A 12,716-nucleotide genomic window follows, 5' to 3' on the forward strand; every position below is an offset into this window, starting at 1 on the left:
CCTCCTGATGGAGAACCGTGTAGATGAAGGCGCGGGCGTTGTCGTCGGTGCAGTAGGCTTCGTGGTAGTTCGGCACGCTGTAGATCGCGTGCTGGAAGATGCCGGTGTGGTCGCTCATGCGCTGGAGGTGCTCCAGGTTCGGCGCCGGAATCGGGTAATGCCGGCTTTCGGTTCCGCGCTGCTTCATCGTGGCTTTCGAGGGGTTGCTGAGACCGGCACGGGCGGCGTTGAAGCTATCCATGTAGCGGCGGGCGACTTCCGGCCAGATCATCGAGCGGGCTTCTTTCCAAGCGCGCTTGCGCATCGCCGTCATGCTCGTGGGGTGGGCGAGGAGGTCGTGGACGGCCTCGGCGATGGCAGGCGCGTCAGCAAAGGGAACGATCACCCCGCAGCCGTCTGCCAGGAGCTCCTGGGCATGCCAGTAGGGAGTTGAGATGATGGCCTTCCCGGCGCCGAAAGTGTAGGCGAGGGTTCCCGATGTGATTTGCTCCTCGTTGACATATGGCGTGAGGTAGATGTCGGAGCCGCCGATGAATTCCTTGAGTTCATCCATCGAGACGAAGCGGTTGTGGAAGACGACCTGATCGGAGACGCCAAGTTCTTCTGCGAGGGCGATGAGGCTTTCGCGGTAACGCTCGCCCTCTTCGGCGAGCAAATGGGGATGGGTCGCTCCGACGATCAGGTAAACCAGGTCGGGGTGATCGGCGAGGATTGCGGGAAGCGCCCTGATCGCGGTTTCGATACCTTTGTTAGGCGAGAGCAGTCCGAACGTGAGGAGAACGGTTTTGCCTTCGGCGTCGAAGATGTCCTTGTAGAAATTCGAGTCGACGAAGGGCATGTCGATGACGCCGTGGGGGATCAGGTCGATCTTGTCCGGCTTGACGTCGTATACGTCGATCAGCATTTGTCGTCCGCGTTCGGCCATGACAATGAAGCGTTCGGACAGCTGGTCGAGCCGCCGCATGACCACCCTTTGATCGGGATCGGGTGAACTCAGGACGGTGTGAAGGGTGGTGACGACCGGTCGCCTCAACTCGCTGAGGAATCCGAGGAGCATCGATCCGGCGGGACCACCATAGATTCCGAATTCGTGCTGAATGGAGACCACCTCGACGTTGTTGATGTGAAGGAACTCGGCGGCGCGCAGGTAGGAGGCCGGGTCGTCCTGATCGATCTCAAAGCGAACCTGCGACGGGTAGGCGTAGCCCTCAGGGGTATCGTTGACCGCGCCGGCGATACAACTCGTGGCGGGGAACTCGGTGGCGATGGCCTCGCAGATATCGGTGGTGAAAGTAGCGATACCGCAGCGGCGGGGTGAGTAGTTGCCGATGAAGGCAATATGGCGTGTCGGGAGTGCCGGATTCATGGGTGCGTGAGTTCAATGATCTCGCGCACTTGGTGGCGGGGGAGCCCCAATTGGGACTCCGACAATCGGACTTTCGACCTCTTGCGAAACAGTGCAAGATGGACGCGGTGGTGGGTGGAGTCAAAATCAATCCGAAAACCGGGAGGAATTTCCGATAATGCTGCGGAAGCGCGCGATCAGGGAGAATCGGGCTTTTCAAGCAGGCGAGGGTCGCCTACTTCCGCGGGTGTGACGTTAAGAATGATTCTCGAGGAGGCCCGGGTGGCGGGGTTGGTGCTGGCCAAAGTGGGAAATCCTTCGCGAGAAGAACCGCTCCAGACTTCCAAACAGGTGTTGAAGGTGGACGAAGAGGATCAGGCGATGCTATCGTCGATATTTCTGAGGCCTTTCAAAGGTCTCGGGATGCAGGGTCACCGTTTTCATCATCATGCCTCGCTGGAGAAACATGAATTGAACGAGTGTTCGGCGGCGGTTTTCGATGATGATGCGGCTTTGCTGGATCGCGGATGCGAGATCGCGAAGCGGCTCTATTCAAAGTCGAGCCACCCGAATATCAAGTCGGGTGACTTGTGCATTTCTCTGATCGAGGGGATTGAGGTCGAAGGTGAGAAGAAGCGTGCGATCTGCATCCTGAAATCCGAGAGCGTCACGCCATTCCTGAGCATTTCCTCGAAAGACGGCGATCTCCAGCTTTCAACCGAGCAGGGGATCAATCCTGAGAAGATCGACAAGGGCTGCCTCATTCTTGATCACTTTGCGGGCAAGGGATACTACGTGCTGACCTTTGACCGTGCGGGATCCGAGTCGCGCTTCTGGGTTCGTGATTTCCTGAGCGTCGTCCCGATCTCCGATCCGACGCTAATGACCAAGAAGGTGGCCGAGATGGCGATGGCGGCAGTGGCGGCGGACGCTTCGGAGGTCGATGATGACTCGCCGCCGTGGGAAGTGAACTCACCGGCCAAGGCGGCGCTTTCCTACTTCGACGGAAAGAAGAAGTTCAGCCTGCAGGAGTTTGAAGAGCAGGCGCTGCGGACACCACAGGCGAAGGCAAAGTTCGCGGCCGAGCGGAAGCGGGTTGAAGAAGAGGAAGGTGTCAGAGTTGCCGATGCTTTTGATATTTCGAAGCGGGATGTGGCCAAGGCCAGGAAGGGCATGAAGTCTTTGATGAAGCTCGATACCGGAGTGGAGATCAAGTTGAAGCCCAAGGTCGTCGACAAGCCGGATGCGGTGCTTGAGAAAGGCTACGACTCGGAGAAAGGCATGAAGTTCATCAAGGTTTTCTATAACAAGGATTTGCTGGGCTGAGTTTATTGCTCCGGGACCGTGATGGATTCGGTTCGATGCTTTCGCGAAAGACTAATCCTGCGCCGCAAGGAATGCGACAAGGTCGCGGATCTCGCGAGGCGAGAGGATGTAACTCATGGGCGGCATGCTGGATGGAGTCGGGTAACCTTCGGAGATCTGTGCCTGAGGATTGATCAGTGACTCGACGATGTAGGCGCGATCCTTTTTTCCGACCTCGGTGAGCGGCGGGCCTACTTCTGACCCGACGGGACCCATGCGATGGCAGGCGGTGCAGTTTGCCGAAAGGTTGCCTTCAAAGATCCGGCGGCCTGTCTCAGAGTCGCCGCCAGTGTGGAGGTGGCGGGAGTCCGAGTTCAGCAGAGACTCAAGCTTGGTGGTTTCGAGTCCATTGGCTTTTGCTGCTTCAAGGATTTCAAGAAGCAGGGCGGCTTCGATTTTGCTGTCGGAGGCTTGGGCGAGGACTTCGGTGAGAAGTTGATGGGCTTCCGGGTTCTTGAGATGGGAGAGGAGCGAAACCGCATGCTGGCGTTCGGTGAGATCCTTGGACGGGAGGCCGAGATTCGAAATGTAACTCGTCACAGCGGCTGGCTCCGAGGAAGCAAGTTGCCGGGCAGCTTGCATGCGAAGGGGTGGAGTGCCGTTCCGAATCATCTCAATGGCCGTGGACTTCCATTTGGCTTCATCGAGGGGTTTCAGGGATGCGAGGGCAAGCAGGCGCAGGGATGGGTCGAGTTTGGTATCGGTGGCGCGTGCTGCGAGTTGCTTGGCGTTGAGTCGCTCGCCGACGGCGTCGATTGTCGTGCCAGCGGTCTTCACGAGTTGGCTGCTGCCACTGATGGTGGCGAGAGGAAGGCCAAGACTGCGACGTGTTTCGCGACTCAGGTCCGCCTCGGGGAGATCGATCCAATGGCCGTCGACCGGGTCGAGTTGAAAGGGTTTTGCGGCACTCTTGAGGACGTCGAGGGCGCGGAGTCGGAGCGTTTCTGGAGCACTACTATTGGCGGCGTAGTTGGCCAGGAGAAGGAGGTCGCGCGGCGTGGCGAGCTGGCGGGCTGCGGAGATGGCCCGGCGGATGGCGGGCTCGGGGGCGAGTGGATTTGTTCGAAGTAGGTCGGCCAGAACGGGCAAGGCAGCAGGTGCTCCGGGTTCGGAATGGATGGCGATGGCGGCCTCGCTGACGATAGCTGGGTCCTTGTCCCTGAGAAACTCAGAGAGCACGTTCTCGTAGGGTATCATGCGGTTCCGTTCGGGCGCGGCGTCCTTTGGTCGGACGCGGTAGAGACGTTCGAGCGCCTGTTTCGAGGCGATGACGGCGGCCCTGCGGACCTCCGGGATGGGATTCGTCCTCAGGCTGGCAAGTTCGGCGGGAGTGGCGGCTGAAGCGAGGGCGGTGGCTGCGGCGTGGCGCAGCCAAGCGTCCGGGCTGGAGGAAAGGATGGCGACGACATTGGCGACGTAGCGGCTTGCTCCGGTTTTCGCGACAGCAAGGGCAGCGTGGTAGCGGACACGGGGTGATGGGTCGGCAAGTAGTGGGCCGAGTTCGGCGTTGGTGACCTTGCATTCACCGGCCCACTTCGCGGCTTGAGCGCGCACTTCGGGTTCATTGGATTGGGAGAGGGCGGCAAAGAGATTGGGATCGAACTGCTTGCCTTGACTGAGGCCCCACAGGGCGTGCGCCACGGTAACGGTTTCGGCTCCGGGCGAGGTGGCGGCTTGCTTGAGGAGTGACCATTCGCCGCGGCGGGCAAGCTCCCATTGGGCATCGAGGCGAATGCGTTGATCGGGATGGCCGAGGCGTCTCAGGAGCGCCATGGATTCGACCTTGGAGGGGCCATCGCGGAGGAATCGGGCGACCTCCTGCCGGATCGTAGTATCAGCGGACTCGGGATCGTCGATTTTCCAGACGGCGCCCTTTTCATTGAGAGGATAGCCGCCTTGCCAATCGACAACGTAAAGGGCGCCGTCGGGACCAAAGTTCGAGCCGACGAATGCGTCTCCTTCCGCGACCAGATGATCATCGGTCATGCGGAATCCCGCACCATCGGCTTCCGTTTTGAAGGCGTTGATTTTCCCGGCTGGAAACTGGGATAGGAAGAATGATCCACGGTAGCGCTCGGACAGTGCGGTGCCGGGATTGTAGGAAAATCCTGCGGGTCCATCGAGATAGTTGGATACCGGAGGGAGCCACGCAGCGGGGCGGAACTCGCCGTCCGGGAAGGCGATGCGCTCGTCCATCCAGGGATTGTAGACATTGTCCCGGTATTGGTAGTAGACGCGCCATCCGCTGTCCGATGCTTCAGAGATGAAGACGAGGCGTTCCTTTTCACCTGCGCGATCCGAGTCGTTATCGACTCCAAAGAGGTTGCCGAATTCGTCAAAGGCGATCTCCTGGACATTCCGTAGGCCGCGGGCGAAGACCTCGAAGTTGGAGCCGTCGGGATCACAGCGCAGGACCGCTCCCTCGTGCGGGAAAAAGTAACGAGTGCCCTCCTTGGAAACGACGTTCGTCCCTTTGTCACCGATGGTCCAGTAAAGGCGCCCGTCGGGACCGAAAGTGAGGCCGTGCATGTCGTGACCGGCGTAGTTGATGTGGACACCGAAGCCGTGGGCGATGGATTCGCGCTGGTCTGCCTTTCCATTGCCTGTTGTGTCGCGGAGTTTCCAGACATCGGGTGCGATGGTGGCGAAGACATCCCCACGGTGGGCGAGGACCCCGGCGGCGATACCGGTGACTTCGGTGTTAAAGCCCTCGGCGAAGACGGTCGATGTATCCATGATGCCATCGCCATCGGAGTCGACAAGGCGGTGGATCTTCTCGGTGTGGGTGGTGAGGTCCTTCCAGTCGATGCGGCCGTCGGCGTTGGAGTCCTTGACGGACTGGTGACCTTGAAATCGCTTCGAGGTCACGTTCTTGCGAAAGAAGTCGCGTTTTTCCTCGATCGAGGAATGGGAGAGGTCATCGGGAATCCACCAGGTGACTTCGCGGATATCGAGGTCGGCGACCTTGCGGCGTTCCGTCTCCGTGACGTAAATGGAGCCATCGACATCGACGCTCAGCGCCACCGGGTTCTTGAGGAGGGGAGCGCTGGCGACTTTGGTGCGGATCAGGCCGTTCGAGCAGGGTTTGGTTTCGGGCGCCGCCCAGGCAAGTGTGGGAATGAGGGCGATGAGAAGGGCAGCCTGAGGTCGCATGTGCATCGGCTTACGAAGTCTGTGAAGTTGATCTTTCGATCTGGTGGTTTGTTGAAGGCGCGGCTTTCTGAGGCGGAATGATTTGGGGGATTGAGCGAGCATCTTATCATTAAGATGGTTCCCGGACGCAGCATGGCTTGTCCCGAGTTTAGGTGACGTAGGGTGAGGACATTTGAAGTGCCCGTGTCACTGGCTCCGCTGATGGGTGCGGACTTTTGGATCGGGAGGGACAGGCTTGCCGAATTGATCGACAGGATGGGTGAAGAGATAGCGCCAAACGTCTTCGTAGAGGAATTTTCCCTTCTTGTCCTTTGGGCTGTTCTTTCCCGGAATCACGGCGTTGTGAGCGCGCTGCTCCTTGCCGCCGACATCGGCTTCGGTGATGAGCCGACGGGTATTCGAGTAGGGTGGTGAGGTCTGATCAATATTGACGATGGGGCCAAACTTCTGGAGGTCCAGGAGCTGCCAGGAACGAGGGTAGTGGTCCTGTTCCCAACCCATGTCGAGGACATGGCTGAAACCAAAGAAGCGCTCCTCCGGGGTGGCAGAGGGAAGGCTTTGCCAGACCTCGTGCTGGTCGCGGGGTCCGGCAAACATGACGACCCGTGCGACCTTTTGGTGTTTGGCGAAGCGGGCGGCGCTGGTCGAGCCATGGGAGCTTCCGGAAATGATGACCTTGTCCCAATCGATGCCGTTCTTGTCGCGATTCAGGAATTGCTTCCAGTTTCCTTCCGGATTCCTTGAATCGAGCCATTTCACGAATTGGAAGGCCCGCTCCATCATGCCGTCGGGCTCGGGGATATCGATGGCCTTGCTGAAGTCCTGACCGGTGGTGGCTTCCAGCCGGATCTTTGAAAGGAAAAGATCGTCGGCGGGAGGTTCGCCAGAGTAGAGTTTGGAGAACCAGCCGCGGGCGTAGTGGACTTGTATACTATGATATCCGTAGCTCGAAGTGCGATCGAAGAGCCGTTGGTTGTGCGCCATCAGCCAGATGACGAGCATGCCGCGGGAATCGACACGAGTGTCGACCAAAGCATGCTGGAGATCCTCGGGCTTTTGATCCGTTCCGAATACGAAGTTGATTTCCGGATGTTCGCTGGTGCGCGGATCGATCTCGCTGGCACGAGCGCTGAGATTGAATGGTCCTGGTTCGGCTCTGACTGGCAAAAAGAGAAGGGCGACGATGCCAAGCGAGAGTGGGAATCGGGTCATGGGAGGGAGTCTGGATCAGGCATTGGGGATCGTGAAGGCACAATGTTGAATGAGCGCTTGAGCTTGGGGTGGCGCGGGTTTTCTCTGGGCAGCGATGAACGAACAAAGCTGCCCGCTGTGCGAAATGACCGAGATCCTGGTTCTTGAGGAGAACTACGAGTGCGTGACCTGCGGACACGAGTGGCCGATTGAGGAAGTGGGCAGGGTCGTGAAGGATGCGCACGGCAATATTCTCGCCGAGGGGGATGTGGTGGCGATGATCAAGGATCTGAAGCTCAAAGGGTCATCGGAAGTCTTGAAGGTCGGCACCAAATCCAAGCCCATCCGACTGGTCGACGGGGATCACGAAATTGCCTGCAAGATGGATGGCATGTCCATCGCCCTGAAGGCGATGTATGTGAAGAAGGTCGGCTAGGGAAACACTGGTTACATCCGCAAGCCGTCGAAGGTTTTCTTAGGGTCTCAGAAGAAGTCGCTCGCTTTGCTCGCCGGGGGGGAAGACCTCCGGCTCTTTTGTCCTCTGACTGCGTTATTCCTCAGTCGTTGGTTCTGACCAACTCCTTCGTCACGCCTTGTCAGAAGACAAAATGACTCGGAGCGCCGGCCCGCGCCTTTAATCAGCGCTTCCCCAGGTCCTGGGCGCTACTCCGACCAAGCCTTGGCGATGAGGTTTTCCCGGTCGACGAACTCCAAGGTGGAGAGATGGGTCGCTTCCAAAACGACGGGTGGGGCGTGACCTGCTTCGAAGGCTTCCTGCCAGCGGGCGGCACAGAGGCACCAGTGGTCTCCCGGTTTCAGGCCGGGGAAGTCGTACTCCGGACGCGGTGTGGAGAGATCGTTGCCGACGGCCTTCGTGAACTTGAGGAAGTCCTCGGTCATGACCGCGCAGACGGTGTGCACGCCATGATCGTTCGGGCCAAGGCGGCAATGGCCGTCGCGCATAAATCCTGTTAGAGGATCCATGCTGCATGGGGCCAGAGGTTTCCCGAGGATGTTGGACTGCTTGGACACGTGGTTTGGGGAGTATGGAGAAGGACTTTTGAAGTCCTTGGTGAGAGGAGGGGGCGTTAGGGTTGGACGGAAGGAGTTTCAAACTCCTTCTCCATATTGCTAAGGCAGGGCGGGCTCTTTCTCAGTGTAGCCGTTTTCCTCAGCATACTTCCGAACGTCCGCAGTGATCTTCATGGAGCAGAAGGTCGGGCCGCACATGGAGCAGAAGTGAGCGGTCTTGGCGCCTTCGGCGGGAAGGGTTTCATCGTGGAAGTCGATCGCACGGGCGGGATCGAGACCGAGCGCGAACTGGTCGCGCCAGCGGAATTCGAAGCGGGCTTTCGAGATCGCGTTGTCGCGCTCCTGAGCGGCGGGGTGGCCTTTGGCAAGGTCAGCAGCGTGGGCGGAAATCTTGTAGGTGATGACGCCCTCGCGGACGTCGTCCCTGTTAGGCAGACCGAGGTGTTCCTTGGGTGTGACGTAGCAGAGCATCGCGCAGCCATACCATCCGATGTTGGCGGCTCCGATGCCGGAGGTGATGTGGTCGTAGCCTGGCGCGATGTCGGTGGTGAGCGGGCCGAGGGTGTAGAAGGGGGCTTCGTGGCACCATTCGATCTGCTTCTGCATGTTCTCCTGAATGAGGTGCAGCGGCACGTGGCCGGGACCCTCGTTCATGACTTGGCAGCCTTTTTCCCAGGCGCGGGTGGTGAGCTCGCCCTGGATCTCGAGTTCGGCGAGCTGGGCGTAGTCGTTGGCGTCGGCGATCGAGCCGGGACGGAGGCCGTCGCCGATGGAAAAACTGACGTCGTAGGCAGCACAGATGTCGCAAATATCGTCCCAGTGGTCGTAGAGGAAGTTCTCCTTGTTGTGGTGGAGTGACCATTTGGCCATGATCGATCCGCCGCGGGAGACGATGCCTGTCATGCGCTTGGCGGTGTGCGGGACGAAGCGTTTGAGGACGGCGGCATGGATCGTGAAGTAATCGACGCCTTGTTCGGCCTGTTCGAGGAGGGTGTCACGGAAGAGTTCCCAGGTGAGGTCTTCGATCTTGCCGTTCACCTTTTCGAGTGCCTGATAGATCGGCACGGTGCCGATGGGGACGGGTGAGTTGCGGAGGATCCACTCACGGGTCGCGTGGATGTTCTTGCCGGTGGAAAGATCCATCACGGTATCGGCACCCCACTTGGTGGCCCAGCGCATCTTTTCGACCTCCTCGTCGATGGTTGAGGCGACGGCGGAGTTGCCGATGTTGGCGTTGATCTTCACCAGGAAGTTGCGACCGATGATCATCGGCTCGTTTTCCGGATGGTTGATATTGGAGGGAATGATCGCGCGACCGCGTGCAACCTCCGAGCGAACGAATTCGGCGGTGATCAGCTTGGGGATCTGGGCGCCGTAGCTCTGGCCCGGATGCTGGTGGTTCATCACGTTCCGAGAGACCTGCTTCATCGGATCGATCTCGGAGGGACGCGGCATTTCGTAGCCGTCAGGCGTCGAGCAAAGCTGCTTGAGGCGCTCGGAGGCGTCGTCTGGAAGGTCGCGAAGGTTGGGATACTGATCGCAGATGGTCTTGAATTCTTCCGTCCGCCCCATGTTTTCGCGGATGGCGATGTATTCCATCTCGGGGGTGATGATGCCCTGGTCGGCATACCATTTCTGGGTCACGGGATGTCCGGCGGAGGCGCGGAGCGGCTTACGCTTCAGGCCGGGGTATTCCTTGAGTTTGTTCTTGGCGGCCTTGGACTCGTTGTATTTCTCGGCGTGGGTGTCGGAGAGGTAGCCGTTGTCCTCAGGTTTGATACTGCGACCATCGTACTCCTCGACGTCACCGCGATCGAGGATCCACTGGCGGCGCATTGCGGGAAGGCCTTTGGTGACATCTCCTTCGAAGGAAGGATCACCCCATGGACCGGCGCAGTCGTAAACCTTGATCGGTGGATTTTTCTCAACGCGTCCGTTGGCGTGTTCGGTGTCGGAAAGACGGATTTCACGCATCGGGACCTTCACGCTCGGGTGGATGGTTCCTTCGACATAGATCCGAGTGGAATTGGGGAAAATGGTGGGGTCCTTTTCGAGGGCGGCGAGTTCCTCGCTGTTGTCGATGTCCTCAATGAAGTTACCGGTGTAGTCGCTGCGACGTTTGGAATTCTCCGGGATGGCTTCGGATTCGTTTGGCGAGATCATGGGGAATGCTGCGGGGTTGGGGTAATCGGTTGTCGGAAATGAAAAGGCCGCGCCTGAGAAAGAGCGCGGCCGGTGGGAAGACGTAAGTGGGGCGACTTCCTACGGCGGTGCGATCCGCATCAGGTTCGGAGGGTCTTTTCCACGCGGCGGAAAATCTCGGCTTCTCGATCGTGAAGCACCCCTGTCGGTTGCGCAGAAGGTAGTCGATCGAGCGAGCGCGTCAAGGAGTGGGCTTCAGCTTTGAAAAGTAGGCCTTCTTGAGGCGGATCGACTCCGCTCTGGCCGCGGTGGCAGCCGGCAGGTGCTGGTCGGCTTGGTGGCGGGCTTTCGTGAGGCTTTGCTCAAGTTCCTTCAGTCCGACAGCCTGCTCGGAGAGGGTGGCGGCGAGGGCCGCGAGGACGGCGTTCAGTTCCTCAGAGTGTTCGGGGTCCGCGGTCTTGAGGCGTTCGGCGACGTCGCTCCGCTCTTTTCGCTTTTGTTGGAGTTCGGTTCGGGCCGTTTCGAGCGAAAGGGCGATCTTCGTGAATTCCGAGGCAAATGCCTCTGCCTCGACTTCGAGGCGCCGTGCGAGGATGGCACTTTCCATCGACTGGGCATTCAGCTGGGCTGCGCTCCAACGCCGTTGGCGGGACACGATGTTCGCCATTTCGGACTCGGTCTCTTTTGCGCTGCGGTTGGCTTTTGCAAGTGACTCCTCGATGGGCTTCATGGCTTCTCGAGCCTTGCTCAGCCTCTGGTCCGCTTCGGAGCTCTGCTTGCGTGCCTTTTCAAGTCTGGCAAGCGTTTCGGCTTCACGGGTGGGTTCGGTGGTTTTCTGCTTTTTCGATTCAGCGAGTTCGTGCTCTGCCGATTTCATCGCGACCTTTGATTTTTTGGCTGCGTTTTCGGCATCAGCGATACGCTTTTTCAGGTCGGCGAGCTTCGCGTTGGCTTGGTCTCTTTCCTCTCTGGCTATGGCAATCAGCTGCGATTGCTTTGAAGCGTCTTCCTGAAGTCGGGTCAGTCGGGTTTCGATGCTTGGGGGATTGGTATCCATCTGAGCAATGCGAGCGCCTTTCTCGGTGTCATGGACGGCGATGATGCCGTGGTAGTCGCCAATGAAGAGCCGGGTTCCGTCGGCATTGAGGGCGATGGCGGTTGGTAGGTCGCCGAGGTCTTTGATTTCGAGGCGTTGGCCGAAGTCCGGTTTCCACAGCCGGGCCTTCTTGTTGCGCCCGGCGGTGGCGAAGGAGCCATCACGTGCCCAGGAAAAGGCCGTGACGCCGCCAGGGTGGGCATCGAGCTTTTTGATTTCCTTGCCTTGGTTCATCTCCCAAAAGCGAACGGTGCCGTCTTCCGAGGCGCTGGCGAGAATGTTGGAGTCGGGACGGAAGACGACGGCGGTGAGGCCTGCCTGGTGACCTCGCAGGGTATGGAATTCGTTGCCGCTCTCGGATTCCCAGACCCAAAGCCCGCCATTGCGATCGCCTGATCCCAAGAGAATGCCATCCGGTGAGAAATCGAGGGCTGTGATCCAGTCGGTGTGCTTTTTGATGGAGCTTATCGAGGAACCGTCATCGGTCTTCCAAGCTTTGATCAGTCGTGATGGGGAGCCGGTCACGACTCGATCGAGGCTGGGGTGGAGGTCGGTGGCGGTGACGGTGTCGAACTCCTTGCCAGCGGTGAGCATGCGTTCCCCGTTGGTGACATCGAAGGTCACCGTCAGTCCGGATTTTCCTGGAATGCCCCCGCCGACGATCAGATAGCGCGCGTTTGGCGTGAAAGCCAGTGAGACCGGGTCTCCTTCGGGAAAGGGCAGCACTCCCACGAGTTCAAGGGTGTCGGTGTGGAACAGCAGGACTTGGCGCTGGCCAGTGACGGCAAGCAAAGGGGCCCACGGTGAGGCGACCATCGCATGGATCGCCGAGGCACGGGGTGCGACGACCACCGGTTCGAGAAGAACATGCTCGGGCATGGGGGGAGGGCCATCAGGTTTGGCTGCCGGATCGGACTGAATCGATGCGTCGAACTTGGGCTTGGCGGGCTTTTTGGCCGCCGAGGAGCTGGTTTCCAGAAGGCCGCCTTCGATCCAGCTTTTGAGCGTTTCAACATGGGTCGAGGAGAGCGCGTCGCCTTCCGGCGGCATCTTTGGCTCGGAGGTCTGCATGACGACGGCAAGCAGCGTCGAGCTGGGATCATTGGCTTCGACGATCTTTCCCCCCGATCCGCCCTTGAGGGTGCCTTGGTAACTGGAAAGGTCGAGTCCTCCCTTGGTTTTGTCCGGGTTGTGGCAGTTCAGGCAAACCTGCTCGAAGATCGGCAGCACGTGATCGTCGTAGGTGACTTTTTCGGCGGCCATGACCGGTGCCGCCAGACTCAGCGTGACGAGGAGTTTCGAAGCTGCTTCCACTACAAGGAAGCGATACGCTCACAAAAGCCCATTCTTACGTCGAAGCAGACGCTTGGTGTGGGGCGGGGGGGCCATGTT

The 12,716-nt window shown here is 59.3% G+C and carries 8 protein-coding genes and 1 riboswitch; of the genes, 2 read left to right on the plus strand and 6 right to left on the minus strand.

The window, feature by feature from the left end; genetic code table 11:
- Positions 1-1,366, minus strand: a 1,366-nt coding sequence (locus WBG04_RS18145; protein ID WP_424316125.1) for a glycosyltransferase family 4 protein, incomplete at its 3' end; no start/stop codon positions are given.
- A 240-nt stretch (positions 1,367-1,606) separates the two neighbouring features.
- Between WBG04_RS18145 and WBG04_RS18150 the strand changes: the two genes are divergently transcribed.
- The gene (locus tag WBG04_RS18150; protein WP_424316126.1) at positions 1,607-2,671 is read left to right on the plus strand and encodes a nucleoid-associated protein; all 1,065 of its coding nucleotides are present in this window, start codon (positions 1,607-1,609) and stop codon (positions 2,669-2,671) included.
- 51 nt (positions 2,672-2,722) lie between these two features.
- Here WBG04_RS18150 and WBG04_RS18155 read toward each other — a convergent pair whose 3' ends face one another.
- On the minus strand, positions 2,723-5,869 hold the full coding sequence (locus WBG04_RS18155; protein WP_424316127.1) for a PVC-type heme-binding CxxCH protein: 3,147 nt from the start codon (positions 5,867-5,869) through the stop codon (positions 2,723-2,725).
- A gap of 180 nt (positions 5,870-6,049) precedes the next feature.
- Complete coding sequence (locus WBG04_RS18160; protein WP_424316128.1) at positions 6,050-7,075, minus strand: BPSS1187 family protein; 1,026 nt, start codon at positions 7,073-7,075, stop codon at positions 6,050-6,052.
- A 94-nt stretch (positions 7,076-7,169) separates the two neighbouring features.
- Here WBG04_RS18160 and WBG04_RS18165 point away from each other — a divergent pair, with 94 nt between their 5' ends.
- Positions 7,170-7,490 carry a zinc ribbon domain-containing protein YjdM gene (locus tag WBG04_RS18165; protein WP_424316129.1) on the plus strand — a complete coding sequence of 107 codons (321 nt, stop codon included), beginning with the start codon at positions 7,170-7,172 and terminating at the stop codon, positions 7,488-7,490.
- A gap of 227 nt (positions 7,491-7,717) precedes the next feature.
- Here WBG04_RS18165 and WBG04_RS18170 read toward each other — a convergent pair whose 3' ends face one another.
- The 3 genes from WBG04_RS18170 to WBG04_RS18180 all read right to left on the minus strand — a co-directional run bounded on the left by WBG04_RS18170 (position 7,718) and on the right by WBG04_RS18180 (position 12,638).
- Positions 7,718-8,086, minus strand: coding sequence for a DUF2237 family protein (locus WBG04_RS18170; protein WP_424316130.1), 369 nt, complete (start codon positions 8,084-8,086; stop codon positions 7,718-7,720).
- A 99-nt stretch (positions 8,087-8,185) separates the two neighbouring features.
- Positions 8,186-10,249 (minus strand): phosphomethylpyrimidine synthase ThiC, encoded by a 2,064-nt coding sequence (gene thiC, locus WBG04_RS18175; protein WP_424316131.1) that lies wholly within the window; start codon positions 10,247-10,249, stop codon positions 8,186-8,188.
- Between the two features lie 79 nt (positions 10,250-10,328).
- A riboswitch (TPP riboswitch) is annotated at positions 10,329-10,442 on the minus strand.
- A gap of 27 nt (positions 10,443-10,469) precedes the next feature.
- Positions 10,470-12,638: a c-type cytochrome domain-containing protein gene (locus WBG04_RS18180; RefSeq protein WP_424316132.1), complete on the minus strand. Its 2,169-nt coding sequence runs from the start codon at positions 12,636-12,638 to the stop codon at positions 10,470-10,472.
- Positions 12,639-12,716: the final 78 nt, after the last annotated feature.

The organism is Haloferula sp. (assembly GCF_049672945.1).
Classification (GTDB): Bacteria; Verrucomicrobiota; Verrucomicrobiia; order Verrucomicrobiales; family Akkermansiaceae; genus Haloferula.

Coding starts and splice junctions, on each gene's coding strand:
- thiC (WP_424316131.1), bottom strand. CDS start 10,249: ATGATCTCGCCAAACGAATCCGAAGCCATCCCGGAGAATTCCAAACGT.
- WBG04_RS18165 (WP_424316129.1), top strand. CDS start 7,170: ATGAACGAACAAAGCTGCCCGCTGTGCGAAATGACCGAGATCCTGGTT.
- WBG04_RS18155 (WP_424316127.1), bottom strand. CDS start 5,869: ATGCACATGCGACCTCAGGCTGCCCTTCTCATCGCCCTCATTCCCACA.
- WBG04_RS18160 (WP_424316128.1), bottom strand. CDS start 7,075: ATGACCCGATTCCCACTCTCGCTTGGCATCGTCGCCCTTCTCTTTTTG.
- WBG04_RS18150 (WP_424316126.1), top strand. CDS start 1,607: ATGATTCTCGAGGAGGCCCGGGTGGCGGGGTTGGTGCTGGCCAAAGTG.